The 20646-nt window shown below is 65.7% G+C and carries 12 protein-coding genes and 1 pseudogene; 7 read left to right on the top strand and 6 right to left on the bottom strand.

Annotated elements, in window-relative coordinates; translation table 11 throughout:
* Window positions 1-24: 24 nt before the first annotated feature.
* The gene (locus V5F23_RS03115; protein ID WP_042729019.1) at window positions 25-2799 is read left to right on the top strand and encodes a hybrid sensor histidine kinase/response regulator; all 2775 of its coding nucleotides are present in this window, start codon (window positions 25-27) and stop codon (window positions 2797-2799) included.
* Between the two features lie 61 nt (window positions 2800-2860).
* On the top strand, window positions 2861-3457 hold the full coding sequence (locus V5F23_RS03110) for a MarC family protein (RefSeq protein ID WP_014336378.1): 597 nt from the start codon (window positions 2861-2863) through the stop codon (window positions 3455-3457).
* Window positions 3458-3478: 21 nt separating this feature from the next.
* Here the strand turns inward: V5F23_RS03110 and V5F23_RS03105 are convergent, their stop codons facing one another.
* Window positions 3479-10558, bottom strand: a complete 7080-nt coding sequence (locus V5F23_RS03105; RefSeq protein WP_338497524.1) for a TcdA/TcdB pore-forming domain-containing protein — start codon at window positions 10556-10558, stop codon at window positions 3479-3481.
* A 119-nt stretch (window positions 10559-10677) separates the two neighbouring features.
* Window positions 10678-11502: a hypothetical protein gene (locus V5F23_RS03100; protein ID WP_047736021.1), complete on the bottom strand. Its 825-nt coding sequence runs from the start codon at window positions 11500-11502 to the stop codon at window positions 10678-10680.
* Between the two features lie 231 nt (window positions 11503-11733).
* Between V5F23_RS03100 and V5F23_RS03095 the strand changes: the two genes are divergently transcribed.
* Window positions 11734-12384, top strand: coding sequence for a hypothetical protein (locus V5F23_RS03095; protein ID WP_047736022.1), 651 nt, complete (start codon window positions 11734-11736; stop codon window positions 12382-12384).
* Window positions 12385-12421: 37 nt separating this feature from the next.
* On the opposite strand, the gene cobJ is transcribed toward V5F23_RS03095, so the two are convergent.
* The 4 genes from cobJ to cobG are packed head-to-tail and all read right to left on the bottom strand — an operon-like array spanning window position 12422 to window position 16815.
* Window positions 12422-14116, bottom strand: coding sequence for a precorrin-3B C(17)-methyltransferase (gene cobJ, locus V5F23_RS03090; protein WP_338497521.1), 1695 nt, complete (start codon window positions 14114-14116; stop codon window positions 12422-12424).
* Complete coding sequence (locus V5F23_RS03085; protein ID WP_185057686.1) at window positions 14116-14850, bottom strand: precorrin-2 C(20)-methyltransferase; 735 nt, start codon at window positions 14848-14850, stop codon at window positions 14116-14118. The genes cobJ and V5F23_RS03085 overlap by 1 nt, the downstream gene beginning before the upstream one ends.
* Window positions 14847-15473 (bottom strand): precorrin-8X methylmutase, encoded by a 627-nt coding sequence (locus V5F23_RS03080; protein WP_338497519.1) that lies wholly within the window; start codon window positions 15471-15473, stop codon window positions 14847-14849. The genes V5F23_RS03085 and V5F23_RS03080 overlap by 4 nt, the downstream gene beginning before the upstream one ends.
* Window positions 15466-16815 (bottom strand): precorrin-3B synthase, encoded by a 1350-nt coding sequence (gene cobG, locus V5F23_RS03075; protein WP_338474200.1) that lies wholly within the window; start codon window positions 16813-16815, stop codon window positions 15466-15468. Before cobG ends, V5F23_RS03080 begins: the two co-directional genes overlap by 8 nt.
* 499 nt (window positions 16816-17314) lie before the next feature.
* On the opposite strand from cobG, the gene cbiE reads away from it, so the two are divergent.
* From cbiE to V5F23_RS03055, 4 genes and pseudogenes are all read left to right on the top strand, one after another.
* Complete coding sequence (gene cbiE / locus V5F23_RS03070; RefSeq protein WP_338474199.1) at window positions 17315-18526, top strand: precorrin-6y C5,15-methyltransferase (decarboxylating) subunit CbiE; 1212 nt, start codon at window positions 17315-17317, stop codon at window positions 18524-18526.
* Complete coding sequence (locus V5F23_RS03065) at window positions 18519-19616, top strand: cobalt-precorrin-5B (C(1))-methyltransferase (RefSeq protein WP_042730471.1); 1098 nt, start codon at window positions 18519-18521, stop codon at window positions 19614-19616. Before cbiE ends, V5F23_RS03065 begins: the two co-directional genes overlap by 8 nt.
* Window positions 19613-20341, top strand: a complete 729-nt coding sequence (locus V5F23_RS03060) for a cobalt-precorrin-6A reductase (RefSeq protein WP_042730470.1) — start codon at window positions 19613-19615, stop codon at window positions 20339-20341. Before V5F23_RS03065 ends, V5F23_RS03060 begins: the two co-directional genes overlap by 4 nt.
* Window positions 20325-20452, top strand: a pseudogene (locus V5F23_RS03055) (addiction module antidote protein); the annotation flags it as partial. The gene V5F23_RS03060 and the pseudogene V5F23_RS03055, both read left to right, overlap by 17 nt.
* Between the last annotated feature and the right edge of the window lie 194 nt (window positions 20453-20646).

Raw genomic sequence — 20646 nt, 5'->3', positions numbered from 1 at the left:
ATCAACCTACGAAGGGATTTCGCCGTGCGCTGGCTCAGGATTGCCATAGGCTTTACCGTCACCCTGCTGACACTGCTCTGCATGCTCCCGGCCCAGGCCGCGCCAGGCAGTGGATGGGCGGTATTGCTCGACGAACAGGGCGACCTCAAGCTGAGCGACATCCGCTCTGCCCGCTACACCAATCAATTCAGTCCCATCGACCTCGACCGCCTCAAGGCCGCCGAAGCCGGCGGGGCATTGTGGCTGCGCTTCCGCCTGGCCCCCGACAAGCACGAACAGATCCTGCGAGTCTTCGCCCCCGACCTGTCGCGCCTCAATCTCTACGTGCTCGACGGCGACACCCTGGTGGACCAACAAACCACCGGCAATGAGCTGCCGCGCAACGAACACCCCGTGCCCAGCAGCGATTTCATGCTGGCGCTGCCCCACAGCGACAAGCCCCTGGACGTCTACCTGCGCCTGGCTTCGCGCCATGAGCTGCGCCCCTACGTCACCCTGCAACCGGCCGTCCTGGCCGCGGCCGACCAGAACCAGACGCTGATCTATGGCTTGCTGTTCGGCTGCATCGCCATGCTGATCCTGCATAACCTCACCCGGTACGCCTACACCCGTTCGCGCAGTTGCCTGTGGCTGGCCGCGTGCGAAGGCCTGCTGATGCTCAGCCTGTTGCTGTTGCTGAACCTGGCCGGGCCGTGGCTGCCGGACTGGCCGGAGGTCCAGACCCCGGGGGCCTACCTGGCCTTGCTGCTGACCGCCCCTTGCGGGCTGATGTTCGCCTACCGGTTCTTCGCCCCATTAGGGCCGCATCCGTTGAATCGGCTGCTGCTGGGCGACATCGTGTTCACCGTGCTGTGCAGCCTGTTGCTGCTGTTCGTCAACACGCTGCCGCTCAATATCATGACCTACGGGCTGGTGGCCCTGGCCGGCCTGAGCATGCTGTTCGTCAGCGCCTGGCACTGGCAGAAGGGCTACCGGCCGGCCCGGCTGTTCGTCGCGGCCATGGTGGTCTTCAACCTGGGCACGCTGATCATCCTCCCGGCGCTGCAAGGGCTCACGGAAGTCCCGCCCCAGGGCCTGATCATCACCCTGCTGGTCTTCATCTGCATCAGCGGCCTGTTGATGAGCGTCGCCCTGGGCGAGCGCCAGCGTTCGATCAACGAAAGCCGCTTCAGCATCAGCCGCGACCTGGCGGCCAGCAACGCCGAGATCAACGCCAAGGCCGAGTTCCTGGCGAAGATCAGCCACGAGATCCGCACGCCCATGAACGGCGTGCTCGGCATGACCGAGCTGCTGCTGGGCACGCCGCTGTCGGTCAAGCAGCGCGACTACGTGCAGACGATCCACAGCGCCGGTAACGAGCTGCTGACCCTGATCAACGAGATCCTCGACATCTCCCGCCTCGAATCCGGGCAAATCGAACTGGATGACGTGCAGTTCGACCTCAACGCGCTGATCGAGGATTGCCTGAGCATCTTCCGCGCCAAGGCCGAACAGCAGAATGTCGAGCTGATCAGCTTCATCCAGCCCCAGGTGCCACGCGTGATCAGCGGCGACCCGACGCGGTTGCGCCAGGCGCTGCTGAGCCTGTTGGAAAACGCCTTGAAAAAGACCGACGAGGGCGAAGTCTTGATCGTCGTGGCCCTCGACGAGCGCAGCGACCAACCGCGCCTGCGCATTGCAGTGCAAGACAGCGGCTCGCCCATGGACGCCCAAGAGCGCGACACGCTGATGCACGCCGAATTGCACAGCAAGAACTTCCTCTCGGCCACGCGCCTGGGCGGCAACCTGGGCCTGGTGATCGCGCGCCAGTTGATCATCCTGATGCACGGCGAGTTCGGCATCAAAAGCGGCAGCAACCAGGGCAGCACCTTGTGGCTGACCTTGCCGCTGGACCCTGATCGCCTCGAACACCCGACGTCCGACCTCGACGGCCCGCTGCAAGGGGCCCGGGTGCTGATCGTCGACGACAACGACACCTGCCGCAAGGTGCTGGTGCAGCAGTGCAGCGCCTGGGGCCTGAACGTCAGCGCCGTGCCATCGGGCAAGGAAGCCCTGGCACTGCTGCGCACCAAGGCGCACCTGCGCGACTATTTCGACGTGGTGCTGCTGGACCAGAACATGCCGGGCATGACCGGCATGCAACTGGCGGCCAAGATCAAGGAAGACCCGAGCCTGAACCACGACATCCTGCTGATCATGCTCACCGGCATCAGCAACGCACCGAGCAAGATCGTGGCGCGCAACAGCGGGGTCAAGCGCATCCTCGCCAAACCGGTGGCCGGCTACACCCTCAAGACCACCCTGGCCGACGAACTGAACCAGCGCAACCGGGGCCAGGCGACGCACCCGCCAGCCAACACCGGCCCTACCGCGCCGGTGATCGTACCCAGCGACTTCCGTATCCTGGTGGCCGAGGACAACAGTATTTCCACCAAGGTCATCCGGGGCATGCTCGGCAAGCTCAACCTGCAACCCGACACCGCCAGCAATGGCGAGGAAGCCCTCAAGGCCATGAAGGCGCAGCGCTACGACCTGGTCCTGATGGACTGCGAAATGCCGATCCTCGACGGGTTCTCCGCCACCCAGCAGCTGCGCGCCTGGGAAGTCGGCAACCAGCGGACCCGCACGCCGGTGGTGGCGCTCACCGCGCACATCCTCGCCGAACACAAGGAACGCGCGCGCCAGGCCGGGATGGACGGGCACATGGCCAAGCCGGTGGAACTATCGCAGTTGCGCGAGTTGATCGAGCACTGGGTGGCCCAGCGCGACCAACAGAACCGCACGGCGCAGACGACCTGAGCCGACAGACGGCAAAACGCCTGTTAGACTCGCGTCGTCTCCCTTCGCCTGAGCCTCGACCATGCTCCACGTGCTGTTCAGCGTTTACCTGAAGATGCTGGTGCTCTACAGCCCCTTCTTCGTGCTCTCGTGCTTCATCGGCTTGACGCGTGGCTATTCGCGCAAGGAACAGCGGCGCCTGGCCTGGAAAGTCGCGACCGCGACGTTGGTATCCAGTGTGTTGCTGTACCTGTTCGGGCGAGTGATCTTCAGTGTCTTCGGCATCACCGTGGATGCGTTCCGTATCGGCGCCGGCAGCGTGCTGTTCATCTCGGCGCTGGGCATGGCCCAGGGCAAATCGGCGGTGCAGACCGACAATGTCCAGCAGGACGTGACCATCGTCCCGCTGACCATTCCATTGACCGTCGGCCCCGGCACCATCGGCGCCCTGCTGGTGATGGGCGTGAGCCAGCCGCACTGGGACGACAAACTCATGGCCATCATCAGCATCGCCCTGGCCAGTTTCACCGTCGGCGTCGTGCTTTACCTGTCCAGCCGCATCGAGCGGATCCTCGGCGACCAGGGCCTGCAAATCGTCAGCCGCCTGATGGGCTTGTTCGTTTGTGCGTTGGCCGCGCAGATTATCTTCACCGGCGTCAGGGGCTATCTGGTCCCCTGACGGCCGCGCCCGCGCAAGCGATCAATCCACCGGTTGAGTGGCCACCACCTTCGAGGCGCTGGCCAGGGCCTTGAGCGTTGCACTGCCCTGGGGGTCCCGCCAGGCGAGCAATACCTGCACCAACGTCGAGACGGCATACCTTCGCGCCTCTGCGAACGCCAGTTGCAGGTTATTGCGCACGGAGGCATCGCGAGCGTTCGCGTCACGCAGAATCACGCTGTGCCCGCTGTCAGGATCAATGATCACCAGGTGTTCCTCGACCAGGCTCAGCATCAGCCTGTCCGGCTCATCCACCTCCCAGACCAGGCTGACGGGACGCTTCGCCGGGGTATCCGGCAAATGCCAGCCGTCGAGGATGACTGACTCGAGTTTCAACCAGAGCGCCTTGGTCAACCGGCAACCGGTCGCCCCCTGCCCCATGCGCAAGACCAGGGTAGTGACATCGTCCGGCAACAGCGGCAAAACCTCATCGACCTTCATCGCCCCCTCGACGACCAACACCTCGGCATTGCGCTGGACATAATCGAGCGGTCCGGCGCTCGCCCGGTCGGGATAGGTCAACAACCGGCGATCCTTGTCTTCGTGCAGCAATACGTTGCGCCGCTGACGAGTGCCCAGCACGGCAAACGACTCGGGTATCGCGGCCCGCGGCACGCGGATCATCCGGCCGGTTTCAACCACCAGCCACTTCAGGCTGTCGTCAGTCTCGATCGACAACAGCGCGGCGTGGGGCTGGCCGTCCACCAATCGCCTGAGGTTTGCGGACAGCTCGCCCACCTGGGTGGCGACCCAGGCCTGGGTGACGCCGCAGATCATCGCCGGCTCCCGGTCACGCAAACGCATCACCACGCCGTCGAATGTGACACCCCGCAACCCCGTTCCCTCGACGGTGAGCCCGGCAAACTGACACGGCGCCCATTCGCGCGTTGCCACGGGCAGCGCGCCCGCCTGCAACAGCTTCGCCCCTTCGGCAAACGCGACCTCCAGGCCCTGCGGGTCGATAAAGCCCTGGCGCTGGACTTCGCCACTGGCCACGTCGAATAACCAGGCCGCCTCGCTGTCCGGGGTCATGCCCAACAGGCGCACCTCCCGGCCCGAGCCCAGATCGGCCAGCAACAGCCGACCAGCGAGGTACCAGGCGCACAACGCCGCGTCGCCGCTGGCGTTGCGCAACCCGACGATGGCCAGGCGTTCGGCCGCGTAGTGCCGGGCCAGCGGCGCCAAGGCCTGCCACCAACGCGGGTGGTCCTTGAGCCACGCATCGCTGACACCGCCCAACGCCAGTTGGCCCTGTTCCGTCAGGTTGAAGAACAGGCCCTGCGAGGTCAGCGCCACGTAGCCGCTCTCGACGGCGACGACATGTTCGAGGTTTTCCGGCTGTATCCAGGCCTGCGACCACTGCCCCGTCGCCGAGCGCTGCTGGCGGCACAGCGTCTGGTCGAGCGCGTAGTAGATGACAAACACGTCATCGTCGCCGGCCGGCGTGAGCAGGGTCATGTCGGTCATGTGCTTGATTGAGTCGTTCCAGCCGCGATAGCGGTGCCCGGGGCTCGTCGAGGGACGGATGATCAACCGGTCGCTGCGGCGCACCCAGGCCATGTCGCGCCAATGGGTGCGGATTTTCCAGCACACCGACACGAACGCCGCCGGCTGCCAGTCGACATTCACGAATGCTTGGTCACCGTTGTCCGGCGCGAAGGCGTGATAGCTGCCGAGCACCTGCGACCAGTCGGCCAGCGTGTCACGGGCGCTGAGCAGCGCTTCCAGTTCGTTGTCCCGGTCGCGGATGATCGAGCTCAGCACCAGTTGCCCGTCATGAATCACGTAGACCAGCACATCGCTGGCCCGGTCCTGGCGGGTGATTTGCTGCTCCACGTGAATCACCCCCTGGGCGTCAGCCTCGATGCGGGTGATCCGCATGGCGCCGGCGGCCACGCCGGTATTGACCAGCAAACGATACCGGTGGCTGAGCAGCCCGGTCGCGGCATCGACCTGCCATATTAGGAAGTTCTCCGGCTCGTAGAACCAGGCGTAGCCGCCTGCCACCGCGCCCAGCAACGCGTCCTCGGCCTCCAGCACATCCTCGTCGCGGATGTAGAGGAAACGGTCCTGCCCTGCGTCGTACCAGGCCGTGGTGGTGCGCGGTTCGTCGGGTTTCTCGAACGGAATCGGGTAATGGCGCACCTGCGTGTACGGCATCACCAGGCGATGGGCGCGGGCCATGGCCTTGAGGTGCGCCTGCAACGCCTGCCGGTCCATGCCCGGCGGCACGTCCTGTTCCACCAAGGCCAGTTCACGCTCGCCCAGCACAAACTGGAACACCTGGTCGTTGCGCAGTCGCAGCAACGTCTGGTGACGACCGGCCCCGGAGAACGTGACCGATACGCCCCCCACGAACAGTTTCCCGGAAGGCTCGATGCGTACGTCGCTTTCCTCGGCCCAGACTGCCTCGAGCACCCAACTCGAGGTGCGGGCCCCTGGCGACTCGAGGGTCAGGATCACGCCGGGATTGAGCGCCACGGTACACCGCTGGCCGCCCCCCTGGATCCGGTAGGTCACAGTGTCGCGCCAGGCCGGCGGGATGACCGGCACCGCCAGCGAGCGCTCGACGGCGTCGAGCAGCACGTCGATCACCGTAGGCCGGTAGGCCGGCACCGTCAGGCGATGGAGGATGTACTCGCTGGGAAACGAATAGAAGGAAAACAGGAACAGCCATTGCCCCTCAGCGTTCTTTTTCTCCAGGCGCCGCGCCACATCGAACCCGAGGTCATGGCGCAGCGTGGCGAAAGGCAGCGCCTTGTATTCATAGCCGTAGCAAGTTTGCGGCGTGCACGGCAGGACCAGGGCTTGTCCGGCCGGCACCGTGAACGGGACGCGCTCCGGCAGTGCCAGTTCTCGGCGAATGTCGATCGCCCGCGCGTAATCGGCATCAAACGTCGGCACACCGAAATGGTCTCGCAGCGGGTACAGTTTCGGGCCGTCCAGCCTCAGTTCGCCGCTCGCCAGGTCCAGCGCCTGGACGATCAGCGACGCCCGCGGCAGCCAGGCACGGTGGGTCGCCTCGTACCGATAGGCCTGGAGATGGGCCTTCGCCACGTCATCGAAAAACAGCCCGACCTGCCGGGCCTCTTCGGCAATGCCGGCGAAGCCCTGGGCCAGTGCGGCCACGCCCACCGCCAGGCCACCCAGGATGACGGCGGTGCCACCGAGCACCGCGCCAGCGGTGGCACCGGCGGCATAAGCCCCCACCGACAACAGCAGCCCGGCGGAGTCGAACGCCAGTTGCGTGCCGAACTGGGCACGGGCCACCTCGTCCTGGGCGGTGACCAACTGGTAGATGTCGAAGCCGACATTCGCCAGTTGCAGCAGCCCACTGGTCGCTTCACTGATGCTGCCGCCCACGGCGGCCTTGACCACAGGCGCCACGGTGTCGGCGATCAACCGATCCTCGGCCAGTGCCTGCCGGACCAGGCCGACGAGGCCGGCGATGTCAGCCACATTACCGTGCACCAGTTGCGCATAGTTGACATAGGCATGCAGGCGAACCGCCAGGGACAGCGGCCGGTCGGGCCCTTCCTGGGCCCTCAGCGCGTTCATCAGCGCCTGCACGGCGAAGCCGGCGTTCAGGGTGTGGACGCCGCCCACTTCGGTGGGATCGACCGGCACGGCGGGCCGGTTGGCCAGGGAGGTAAAACATTCCGCCAGATACTGTTTGATCCGCGGCAGGCGAGCGTCCTCCGTGCGGACCTGCACCAGGTGCTCGGCGCTCGACGGATCGATGAAACTCATGCGATAGGCGCCCACCGTCGTCACCTCCAGGGTGTCGAACAGCGGCACCAGCCCGGGCGCCAAGCGATTGGCCTGCCGCAGGTCGGCCGTCACCTGTGCCATCTGCCGCGCCCAGCCGTGACCGTCCAGCGCCAACAGGCAACTGCCCAGGCGCGGGTTGCTCATCAGCGATTGCCCACGGGCCGAGGCCAGCCGCTGCCTGACCGGGCGTTTCAACTGCTCCGGCAAACCGCCCGGCTGCAGCAGGTCGACAACCCGCACCGCCCCCGGCAATGCCAGCCTGGACACCCGTGCGCCATCCAGCTCGATCAGGTCGAACGTCGGCAATGCTGCATCGCCATAGGCCGCGTATTGGCCGGCCATGCCCTGTTGGACGAAGAACCGGTTCAACGCCTGCCCGAACCGCGCCGGGTGCTCGAACTCGAACACGCCAAAATTGGGATCGTAGAAGTGATAAGTGCCTTGCTCACCCTCGAAGGTTTTGGCCACCAGCATCGCGTGATTATCGGAATTGAGCATCAACGTGCTGGTGGCGGTGCGGGCCTTGAGGATCCGCACCACCTCGTCCAGGCTCGAACGCGCCAGGGCGCTGCCGACGTCGCCGACCTGTACGTCGCGCAAGGACTCCAGGCTGTTGAGGAAGGTCACCGAGTCGCTGCCCTCGGGTTCGAGCACCCCGAGGTAGAACCGCCCGCGCAAGGTATAGGCCGCCGACGCGCCTTCTGTCAGGGCGGCAGCCATGGCCAGGGCCAAGGGGTAGCACCGCCCGCCCACCCGATCGCCCGAGCCCTGGAGCAGCAGGTCCTGAGGCACGAGCTTGATCGCGGCGTTGTCGAAAACATCGAGGACGTTGCCCAGGCGCTCGGCGATCCGATCGCGATATTCCAGCTTGGCCACCTGCTGGATCCGTGCCGCCAGGCGGCCCCACTGGCGCAACGTCATCGGTTGCTCCAGGGCGTTTTTCTTCAAGTCCAAGGCCGTTTCACCATGGGCCGGCGGATCCACCGGGTGGCCCAGCCCGGCCAGAAATGCCGGCGCCTGGTGCTGGTACAGCAGGCGCTCGATCGTCGCGTAACGGCCGGCGGTGCCCAGTTCGACGAGGCTGTTGGCCAGGTTCTCGACCTGCGGCCGCAGCGCGTCGAAGCTGCGGTTGTCCAGGGATTTGGCCCCCACCAATGCACCGAGCTGCAAGCGTTGCAGCGGGCTCAACTGGGCGAATTCGAAAGCTCCTTTGGCAAACCGCGCCAGCAGTTCGTCGATGGACAACTGGCGGGTCTGCGAATCGCCCAACGAGGCGGGGGGCAATACACCCGCGTCCTGGGCCCGGATCGCCTGGCGCTCATCGAAGCTAAGGGGGATGGCCTTGTTGAACGTCACCGCGCCGTCATAGCCCTGGCTCAGCCTGTTCATGAACGGCTCGCCCAACTCATCGGCCAGGTGCTGCAACAGCTCGGTCGATAACACGTGCCGGCCCTCGACCAGCGGCCAGCCATCGTCGAACTCCAGCGTCCGGTGCTGCAGCAGTTGCTTGAGGTCCCCCTGATAGCGGGCCTTGAATCGCCCGTCCTGCCAGCGCTGTTGTTCATCGGCAAGCCATTGCACGGTGTCGTTCTGGTTCTCTTTCCAGGAATGGTCCAGCTCTTCCTCGGTGGCCAGGTTGACCGTGTCGGCGGCGTCGATGGTCATCTGCCTGCGCCACTCCAGGGCCGTTCGCGGGGTCAGGTTCGTTCGCTCGTAGTCCGCCATGCCGTCGCGCATGGCGGCCGGCCCGGTGAGGTAGATCGTCACCTCGCTCTGCGGGCGGAGACCATCGCTGTAGTAGGTGGCGGCGGCGTGAGCCAGGAGCGACACCGCCAACTCATCTTCCGCCGTCAGCTCATGCAAGGGGCCGAACACCTGTGTCGCCACCTGAGTCGCCAGTGCGATCAAGCCCTCGACATCGGTCAGGCCGGTGTTCTGTTCATCGGCCAGGCGCGCGGTGGCCTCGACGATTTCATAGTTGAGCCGGAACCGCTCGATCACCGCTTCGAGCATGGCCGAGCCAGGGTGGGCCATCAGGAACGCATTGCTCAGGGTGTGTCGCTGGGCGACCGCCCGCAGCCCGTCCAGGGGCGCCAGGCGCTCCAGCGGAGCGCGGAACACCTGCTTGAGCTCGGGTCGGCTGGCGGCAAACCGTTCCAGTGCGGCACGGTGCTGCGCCGGAATCTGGTTGGAATAGCCGGTGTAGCGATCGCGTATGGCCTGGCGGCCCGGCATCCACTCGGGGTTGCGATCCAGCAACAGCTGCAACAGCCCCAGGCGCGCGTCGGTCTTGAACGCCCGGATGTCCACCTCGCCGAGTTGATCCAGCAGCGGCGGCAGGCTATCGACGTCGGCGTATCGCCCCCCTTCGATGAACAACGCCTCGACCCGCACGATATCGGAGGCTGCCGCGAAATTACCGCGCAGGCTGATCTCACGCTGGTAGAGCGCGTCCAGTTGCAGCGACACCTCACCACTGCCCAGGTCACGCAAGATCACGCCGCTTTCGCCCAAAGCCGCCACACTCTGTTGATTGGCACGCTTCAAGGCACGCAATCGTGCTTCATCCTGGCCATAGGCGCGAACCAGCAAATCGATGCGCGCAGCGTCGGCGCTGCCGCCCTTTGCCACCGCTTGGGTGATATGTGCGTACATCTGCTGCTTGAGGACGATGGCGCGTTCTTCATAGCGATCACCCAGTTCGATCGCATTGGTAATCAAGTCCCCGCCATCGAGCATGGCATGGGCCTTGGCCGCTTCGACGATGATCCGGTTGGTTTCATAGGCCAGCAATGCATCGCTGTCGTACCAGAGCCTGAGCGAGTGCCCCTGGGGCGTCATCACCTGCTGCCAGAGGTTGATGTAGTCGCGCTGGATGGCACCGACGCCGCCCCCCAGCCAGGCAAAATGCAGGTGCTTCGGCACCTCGGTGGCGGGCTGTTTCAACTGTTCCAGGCTGCTGTGCAGGCGCGCCTCGAAACCTTCCACACGGCGGTAGATGTGCGTCAGGCTGTCGAGGTTTTCATCCGCGCTCGCCGGCGGCGACGGCTCCGAGGCCCGGCGCTGGCGACGGTTGCCGCCCAACGCGCCCAGCGCCTGCTTGAGCAACCCCAAGGGCTCGAGCATCTGCGGGCTGTCCAGCGAAGCGATGCAACCGGTGTAATAACGCAACACGGCATCATATTGATCGGTGCCCTGGTAGGCCGCCAAGGCGTGTTCAAGGTCTTTCAACTTGAACACATTCAGGAAACTGACAAAATCCTCGGCCATTGAATCATTGGCGCCACTCATAAAGTAAATACTTCCCTGTATCGTTCATCCACGGCCAGACGCCATTGAACAACCGCCTGCATGAACAAGCGGTTATTCAAGACCGACGCAAAACTGTTAGTTATGAAGTGCGAGGATGATCAGGCCAACCGGCGCCGACTGAACCGTTGACGCAAGACTTGCCGACGATGTTCGCCAAGATACTCTTCGATCTCGCCCCGAAACTCTTCATAGCGGGCCGGATTGAATGTCACGAACGACTTGCCGCGAAAAATATCCCGCGCCGAAGCCTGCCAATTCACAAAAAGAACACCGCCGTTGCTGGAAGTGCCGTGCTGGCGTATCGACGTCGACGAGGCAATGAGCACGCCATTGGCCAATTGTTCGCAGGGGATGACCGACAAGCGCGCGCCTTCGGCGGTCTTGACCTGGCCGTTGTACAAGGCAAGGGTCTTGTCGTCTTTCTTCAGGCCTTCGAGGGTGGTGTCCACCACGGCACCGAGCACCGAGACCGCCGGGACGCTGGCCTTCACGCCATCGATGATGCCCTTGACGATATCGCTGATCACGTAATCCATGTCCACCCGGGTCGAACGCTCGGAGTAGCGGGTATAGCCGTCATCGGCGATGAAGCAGCCGAGGTCGCGCAGGCACTGGATGAAAGCGTCATACCAGGCCAGGGTGTTCTTGCCGGTGGGGACTTCATAGTTGGCTTCCATGATTGCCATGGTCATCAGGTTCTCCATGATCGCCATGTTGTTGAGCGACATGTTGTGGCCATAGCCCAGTAGCGCGTCGCCCAGCATCAGCGCATCCAGCGCCCGGGTCGGGTTGTCATCGTGCTGCACGCCGACGCTGCGACGCATGCGTCGGCTGGTGGAAGCCAGGGGTTTGCGCCGGTTCAAGCGGCCCCTGATCAATTCAATGCTATGGGCAATGTCGAGTTCACTTTCCAACGTATTCATACAATATCCTTATTGAGTTGATGACCGCTCCTGCGGTTCAGCGACAATCTAGTTCAGTCATTTAAAAAACCACAACTCCAGCTGATTACAACGTATGTAGATCAATTATTGTTTTGACCGCTCATATTTACTCTCAAATAAAACCCTCCCATCGATTCAAACAATGCGGAGGCTGCGCTATAAAAAACATCGCAACCTACTCACGTTGTTATTTGTACTGGAGCAAACTTCATGAGCCCTGCAACTTTCTCGGGACTGGTCACAGGCCCGAACTTATTTTCTTATATCGGCGCTTTGCACCTGCAAGAGCACGATGACCTTGCCGACTGCCACAATATCGCGACGAAATCGGCGGACCTGGCCCACCACCGCTATCTCGCCGCCAAAGACTGGTTCGAAGAATACGTGCGCACCCTCTGGTTCCTCGGGTGGTCGCTGTACGGCGACGCCATCAACACCCGCACGGCCCATGTCGTCGCCGGTTCCGTGGCGGACTTCCTGGTACAGAGCGCGGCCGCGATGAAAGATGTACGCCAGGCGAATGCGATGATCGACACGCTGGACAACTTGCAGTCCGATCACGGGGCCCTGTCATCCTTCGACGGCGAAACCCGCCAGGGAGAAACCTTCCAGGTCATCCCGGCGCGATACGACGCACAGGGCCACCTGAACATCGCCCTTTACAAACTCGAACTGAAGGTTGAAACCAGGCGCAGCCGGTTCCTGTTCTGGCAATGGGAGAAACGCTCGGCAACGATCGTCCAGCAACGGGCCTTCCTGCAACTGGACAGGCGCGAATTCGAGGCCAAGCGGACCTTGATGAAAAAGCACCTGGAGGCCCACCGCATGCGCCGGTTTACCTTGAAGAAAACCGCCCCATGAAGCGGCCGGGCATCAAGCGATTGCGCCGGCCATTGGCTCACGCGCCGGGCTTTTCGCCATACCAGCGCGGCGTGTACACCCATTCGCCGCCCCCGCTGCGCGGGAACACACAGGTGGTGGAGGAACCGATCAGCACCATGGTGCGCATGTCCACCTGGTCCGGGGTCAACTGCCCCAGCGTCGTGACCCGCAGGGTCTGGCCCGGGCGGCCGATGTCACGGCCCAACACCACCGGCGTCTGCGCGGTGCGGTGCTGCGCGACGATCTCCAGCGCCCGTCCCAGTTGCCAGGGCCGAGATCGGGAAATCGGGTTGTAGAACGCCAGGGCCAGGTCCGCTTCGGCCGCCAGGTCCAGGCGCTTTTCGATGATCGACCACGGCTTGAGGTTGTCCGACAGCGACATCACGCAGAAGTCATGGCCCAGCGGCGCGCCCGCCTGGGCGGCCGTCGCCAGCGAGGCCGAGACCCCGGGAAGGATCTGCAGGTCGACCGCGTGCCAGCGGGCATCCGTTGCCTCGTGCAGCGCTTCGAGGACGGCGGCGGCCATGGCGAACACGCCCGGGTCGCCGGAGGACACCACCACCACGCTACGCCCCTGGGCCGCCAGTTCGAAGGCATGGCGGGCGCGCTGCATTTCTTCGCGGTTGTCGGTGCAGTGCTGCACCTGGTCGGCCCGGAAAGGGCCGGCCATGCGCACATAGGTTTCGTAGCCCAGCACATCGGTGGCGCGATCGAGCTCGGCGCGCACCGCCGGCACCATCAACTCGGCGGCGCCGGGGCCCAGGCCGATCACCGCCAGACGCCCGCGCGGGCGGCCGATTCGCTGCGGGTCGACGGGCTGCTCGGCCACCGCGACGGCACGTTCGCCCCACACCCGGACCGACGCCGGCTGACCGACGGTTGCCCCCAGCCATGGGCCAATATCGCCCTCGGCCGGCGCAAACCGAAGCGGTACATTCAAGGCTGCCGCCGCGTCATGCAATTCGCCGCGAGCCATGTCGCTGTCCGCCGCCAGCAGGCAGGCCAGTGACTGCACCGCCAGGCCGGCCTCCTCCAAGGTCTCGGCGATGTCCGGTGACGCGCCCGCCGCCAGCGCGACCACGACCGTGCGCGGGTAGATGCGCAACTCGTCCGCCGCCGGCATGCCCGCGGCGCTGTCGACGCGAATCGCCAACCGTGCCTGTGGGTGCTGGGGCAACTGTGCCGGGTCCAGCCACGGCGCGGCCCCGTCGATACGCACCGACGCCCCCGCCAGCAGGTCGGACACGAAGCGCTTGCCCTGCTCCAGGTCGCCGAGGTGATAGCCGCTTGGCGGATTGAGCAGGCAGGTGCCGAAACGCAGTTCGCCGCTGGTGGTGATCGCCGGTGCCACTTGCAGCGCCTGGGCGATTTCCCGGGCCATGACATTGACCCCGCCCAGGCCACCCAACAGTGGCACCACGGCACTGCCATCCTCGGCCACCGCCAGCACGGGCGGCTCCTGGCCTTTTTCCAGCAGCAGCGGCGCCAGGGTGCGAATGACGATGCCGGCGGCGCACAGGGCGATGATCGGCGTGCCCTGTCGATAGAACGCGCGCAGGGTCGCGCCGAACTCGGCGTAGGAACGGTCCGCCCCTTCGACCCGCCCGGCCAGGCCATGGATCAGGGCGTGCGGGTAGCACTGCTGCAGACGCCGGGCCGTGGCGAGGCTGCCCGGCCCCAGGATGACGATGGCGGGAGCGCTGGACGTCATCAACCCTGCCACCGTTCGCCCGGCACGATGATCAACGAGAAGTACGGCGAGGACATCGGTTCGACGTCATCCAGCGGCACGATCTTCTGGTTGGCCATGGTCGCCCGCTCGACATACAGCGCCCGCCCATCGAGGCCCAGTTCCTGGAGCACCTGGCGGACCTTGGGGAAGTTGCGCCCCAGCTTCATGATCACCGCCGCATCGGCGTCGGCCAAGCGGCGCTTGAGTTCTTCATGGGGCAACACGCCGGAGAGCACCGACAGGCTCTGGTTGCGGTACACCAGCGGCGCGCCGAGCACCGAGGCACCACCCAGCATCGAGCACACGCCCGGAATGACCTCGGCGTCGTAGCGCTCGGCCAGGCGATCGTGCAGGTACATGTAGGAGCCGTAGAAGAACGGATCGCCCTCGCAGATCACCGCCACGTCGCGGCCGGCATCCAAGTGCACGGCCAGCTGTTCAGCGGCGGTGTCGTAGAAGTCGGCGATGACCTGCTCGTAGGACAGCGGCGCCGGCAACGCTTCGGTGGTCACCGGGTAGACCAGCGGCAGCAGGGTTTGCGCGTCCTGCAAATGGGCTTCGATGATGCCGAAGGCGTTGCCTTTCTTGCCCTTGGCGACGAAGTACGCCACCACCGGCGACTCGCGCAGCAGGCGCAGGGCCTTGACGGTAATCAGTTCCGGGTCACCGGGCCCCACGCCGAGGCCGATCAGACGTCCAGGCTGCTGCATCATTCAACCTCCGTGGCGAGGGCGTTGACGGCGGCCGCGGCCATGGCGCTGCCGCCCAGCCGGCCCTGCATGATCACGAACGGTACGCCGCGACTGTTGGCCGCCAGCATCGCCTTGGACTCGGCAGCGCCGACGAAGCCCACCGGGAAGCCCAGGATCAGCGCCGGTTTCGGGGCGTCGGCGTCGAGCATTTCCAACAGGTAGAACAGCGCGGTCGGCGCATTGCCGATGACCACGACGCTGCCTTCCAGATGCGGCCGCCACAGTTCCAGGGCGGCGGCAGACCGGGTGTTGCCCAGTTCGAGGGCCAGCGCCGGCACGCGTTCGTCACGCAAGGTGCAGATCACCGGGTTGTTGGCGGGCAGGCGGGCACGGGTCACGCCTTCGCTGACCATCCGCGCATCGCAGAGGATCGGCGCACCGGCGGCCAGCGCCTGGCGTCCGGCCGTGCCGGCACCTTCGGAAAACTGCAGACCGTCGACGGCTTCGACCATGCCGCAGGCGTGGATCACCCGCACCGCGAGTTTCTCCAGGTCGGCCGGAATGCGCGCCAGGTTGGCCTCGGCGCGGATGATCGCGAAGGAGTTGCGATAGATCTCCTGACCGTCGCGGATGTAATCAAGCATCAAGGGGGCTCCGGGGGCGAGCGGCGAGCCAGTGGCCGACCGCTTCAATAGTCAGATTGTGCGCCTGCAACGCGCCGAAACCCGGCAGCGTGGCGTCGCGAAGATACAGGTCGTAGCGACCGGGGGCGACCGCCAGCAAGGTGACGGGCGCGGTGTGGGCCGCCGCGCAGGAGCGCGGGCACCCGGACAGGTGAACCTTCAAGCCCCGGCCATGGTGTTGCAGCCACCCGGCCAACTGCCGGGCATCGTCCTTGGTGTCGGCCAACGCCTTGCCGCAGCCGCTGGAACCGGTGCAGGCGATCAGTTGTGCCAGGGGTTGGTCCACCGCGTTCAGCAGGCCCAACCCTGCGAGACGCGCCAGCACCTCGTCCGCGTCCTGGCGACGGACATTGGGCAGCAGCAGGCTTTGCCAGGGCGTGAAGCGCAGCGTGCCGTCCCCTCGCTCCCGGGCCAATTGCGCCGCGCCGCGCAACATGCCGGCGTCGAGCCGGCCGAGGGGCGCTGCAGCGCCGACATAGCAGCGTTCGTCGTGCTGGGCGTGAATGCCGATGTGCAGGCCATCGCTGGACGCCCCTCGCCGCCAGCCGCTGCACGGGTGCAACGAGATGCGGCGAGCCAGTCGCTGGATGAATTCAGCGTGGGGACATTCGGCCAGCAGATGACGCATGCGTATCTGGTCCGGGCGCGCCAGGTCGAGGAACAGCTCCAGCACCGCCACCACCAGGCCGTGCCCTTCGGCCAGGGGCACGGCGCCGGCCGGTTCGTCCCGGGGCGAACCGGCCAGCCCGAACGCCAGCCAAGGTTCGTCGCCGCGTACCCAGGCCGACAGCCACAGGTCATGGTGGTGATCGAGCATCGCCAGCGCCTCGCCGCCGTCCAGTTGCACGGCGAACTTGGCCGACAGCTCCGGGAAGCGTTCGTGGGTTTGCAGGGTGACGAGAATCTCGGCGGCCAGCGCACGGGTATCGAACAGCGCCTGTCGATCGATGCCGGCCGTGGGGCTGAGCATCAGGTTGCGCACGTCGTCGCCGGCCGGTTTGCGTGGGCCAAGGCCGGCGGCGAGCAAGCACTCGATCAGGGCGGCGTGCTCGGCACCGATCCCGCGGATCTGCAGGTTGGCCCGGTTGGTCGCCTCGATCACCCCACCGGCGAACCGCTCGGCCGCCGCCGCCACGGCCTCGGCCTGGTCGGCCTGGATGGCGCCGCCGTCGAGCTTGATCCGGCAGATTCCACCGTCCAGCGCCTGGACGACGCGCAGCAACCCCGGACAACCCGAGGGACGCATGACGCTGGAGGATGGATGTTCGTTCAAGGGACAACCGGTCAATGAGACACGCCGCATCGGCGAAGGAGCGCCATTATGCCTGCTTTGCCGGGGGGCATGAAAAGCTTGCCGGTCGGATTGTGCGCCGCGGCGTCAAGAATCCGGGCGTTCGGGCTGGGGCATCGCGGTTGAAGGTGCCGCCGTCTTCGCGGGCAAGCCCGCTCCCACAATGTTATTTGGCAGGCTCGATATGTGTGTGTCCGCCACAGATCCCCTGTGGGAGCGAGCTTGCTCGCGAAGAGGGTGGGTCAGTCGATGAAGAGGTTGACTGACCCTCCGCCTTCGCGGGCAAGCGCACCCCCACAGTGTTATTTGGCAGACTCGAGATGTATGCCCACCACAGATCCCGTGTGGGAGCGAGCTTGCTCGCGAAGGCGGGCTGGCTGAGACGCTGATGTCGGATGGCAAGCCTTGCTCCCACGGGTTCGCATGCTGATCAGGGCGCGCGGTATGATGGCGGCCCGGTTTGCGGGGGCGAGACTTCGCCGACCCCATCCACCTGATTCGAGGAACAGAGATGACCCCCTGGCTGACCGTAGTGGGCATCGGTGAAGACGGCTTCAAGGGCCTGGGCCGCACGGCTCGCCATGCGCTGCTGCGGGCTTCGCACATTGTCGGCAGCCCTCGCCAGCTGGCGCTGTTGCCGGTGTGCATCCGCGGCGAACGGGCATCGTGGCCCAACCCGTTTTCCCTGGACCCACTGCTGGCGCGACGGGGCGAGCCGGTGTGCGTGCTCGCCAGTGGCGACCCCATGTTCTATGGCGTCGGCGCCAGCCTGTCCAGGCAGGTCCCGGGGGACCAGATGTTGATCATCCCGGCACCGTCTTCCTGCTCACTGGCGGCGGCGCGCATGGGTTGGCCGCTGCAAGAGGTGGTCACCCTGTCGCTGGTGGCGCGGCCCCTGGCGGCGCTCAATGCGCACCTGTCCACCGGCGTCAGGCTGCTGCTGCTGAGCAATGACCGCCACAGCCCCGCCGCCGTGGCGGCCTTGCTGCGCGAGCGTGGGTTCGGCGCCAGCCGCATGAGCGTGCTGGAACACCTCGGCGGCACGGCGGAACGACGCATCGACGCCACTGCCGAGCAATGGCCCGACGCGGCGGTTGCAGACCTCAACCTGATCGCCCTCGAATGCCAGGCAGAGCCGTCGGCGTTGCGCCTGTCGCGCCTGGCCGGGTTGCCGGACAGCGCCTTCGAGCACGACGGCCAGTTGACCAAGCGTGATGTGCGCGCCGTGACCCTGGCACGCCTGGCCCCCACGCCGGGTGAGTTGCTCTGGGATGTCGGCGCCGGCAGCGGTTCCATCGGTATCGAATGGATGCGCGCCCACCCCAGCTGTCGGGCCCTGGCGATTGAAGCCGACGAAGGCCGCCAAGGCTTGATCGAACGCAACCGCGACCGCCTCGGCGTGCCGGGCCTGCACCTGATCCGCGGCCGGGCCCCGCAAGCGCTGGAAGGACTGGAGCGCCCGGACGCGGTGTTCATCGGCGGCGGTGTCACCCGCGAAGGCGTGCTCGATGCCTGCTGGGCGCAACTCAAGCCCGGCGGTCGGCTCGTGGCGAACGCCGTGACGCTGCAAAGCGAGATGACCCTCATGGACTTTCGTGAACGCCACGGCGGCGAACTGACCCGGCTCCACATCGCCCAGGCCCAGCCACTGGGCGAGTTCGACACCTGGCGCCAGGCGTTGCCGATTACCTTGCTGGACCTGACGAAACCCCTCGATGCGTGACGAAACCGCCGAACAACCCGCGCCCCTGCGCAGCGGCCTGACCACCGGCAGTTGCGCCACGGCCACCAGCCTGGCGGCCGCTCGATTACTGCTGCGCGGCACCGAAGCCGATGCCGTGGACATCGTACTGCCCAAGGGCAAGCAGGTGCAGATGCGCCTGGAGTTCTGCCGGCTGACCGAACAAGGCGCCGAAGCCGGGACGATCAAGGACGCCGGCGATGACCCGGACGTGACCCACGGCGCCCTGTTGTTTTCCCAGGTGCGCTTGATCGCCGAGCCCGGTGTACGTTTCATCGCCGGCCGCGGCGTCGGCACCGTGACGCGGCCGGGGCTGGTGCTGGCCGTCGGGGAGCCGGCGATCAACCCGGTGCCGCGCAAAATGATCAGCGATCACCTCGGCCGACTGGCCGAAGAGACCGGCTACACCGCCGGTTTCGAAGTCACGGTCAATGTCGAGGGCGGTGAAGCCCTGGCGCTGAAAACCATGAACCCGCGGCTGGGGATCCTGGGCGGCCTGTCGATCCTCGGCACCAGCGGCATCGTCCGGCCGTTCTCCTGCGCGGCCTACATCGCCTCGATCCACCAGGGCATCGACGTGGCGAAGACCAACGGCTACCTGCACATCGCCGCCTGCACCGGCAATGCCAGCGAAGACACCATGCGCCGGGTCTACCAGTTGCCGGAAATCGCCCTGATCGAAATGGGCGATTTCGTCGGCGCGGTGCTCAAGCACGTGCGCAAGGTCCCGGTGGACAGGCTCAGCCTCTGCGGCGGCTTTGGCAAAATCAGCAAACTCGCCGCCGGCCACATGGACCTGCACAGCCGTCATTCGAGCATCGACCTGCCGCAACTGGCGGGTTGGGCCGCGGCGATCGGTGCCGACGAGGCCTTGCAGCAGGGCATCCGCGCCGCCAACACCAGCCAGCAAGCCCTGGCGATGGCCAGCGCGGCCGGCATCGCCCTTGGCGACGCCGTGTGCGAACACGCCCTGGCCTTCGCCCGCAGCGTGGTGCCGGCGCAGGTTCAAGTCGAAGTCTTTGCCATCGATCGCCAGGGCGGGATCGTCGGCCACGCCGGAGCCTTTACATGAAACGCATCCTGCTGCTGGGCGGCGTCACCGAAGCCCTGGCGATCGCTCGCACCCTCGGCCCGTCCCACATTTACAGCCTGGCGGGCGTGGGTCGCGTGCCCACCGACCTGGCGTGCCAGGTACGTGTCGGCGGCTACGGCGGTGCGCAAGGCCTGGCGCAATTCATCCGCGAGCAAGGTATCGACCTGTTGCTGGATGCGACGCACCCCTACGCCGCACAAATCAGCCACAACGCCGCCCAGGCGGCACGCACCTGCGCCATTGCGTGCTGGGCCCTGCGCCGTCCGGCCTGGCAACCCCAGGCCGGCGATGACTGGCGCGAAGTGGCCGACTGGGCCGAACTGACCCAGGCCCTGCAACCCTTCCTGCGCCCGCTGTTCACCCTCGGCCGCGAACCGCTGCAACATCTGCACGAAATTCCCCCCGGACAATTCTGGACCCTGCGCGCCCTGGACATGTACCCCGGCAACGAACGCTGCGAAGTCATCGGCGCCCGCGGGCCGTTCCACATTCAAGGCGAGCGCGAACTGTTCGAGCGACGGCAGATTGATGTACTGGTCAGCAAGAACAGCGGCAGCACCGCCACCGAACCCAAGCTGGAAGTGGCGCGCGAGCGTGGAGTGCCGGTGCTGGTGTTGAAGCGGCCGGTGTTGCCGGAGGTGGATCGGGTGTTCGAGACGGCAGATCAGGTGCTGCAGGGGCTGCGGCATTTGGTCGGACTATAAACACACAATTGTCGCGCCAAGTGTGATCCGGAGTTCGCGAAAATTCTGCTGGATGAAGCCGCTACTCTATTTTTGAACGGAGAGCAGGAGATGGCGAGGATGATCCTTCGCAATGTCTTCATTGCTATCTGAACCCTGTGGCGAGGGAGCTTGCTCCCGCTGGGCTGCGCAGCAGCCCCAAGCAGGCGAACGTTCTTTTCCTGATAGACCGCGGTGTTCAATTTCAGGGCCGCTTCGCGCCCCAGCGGGAGCAAGCTCCCTCGCCACAACAGCATGCACTTACAAAACTATTGCTACTGTTAATG

It is taken from the genome of Pseudomonas sp. WP18 (assembly GCF_036689585.1).
In the GTDB taxonomy this organism is placed as follows: domain Bacteria; phylum Pseudomonadota; class Gammaproteobacteria; order Pseudomonadales; family Pseudomonadaceae; genus Aquipseudomonas; species Aquipseudomonas chlororaphis_E.
The sequence above is the reverse complement of the archived record's forward strand: the minus strand, read 5'-3'. Positions and strand labels throughout refer to the sequence as shown.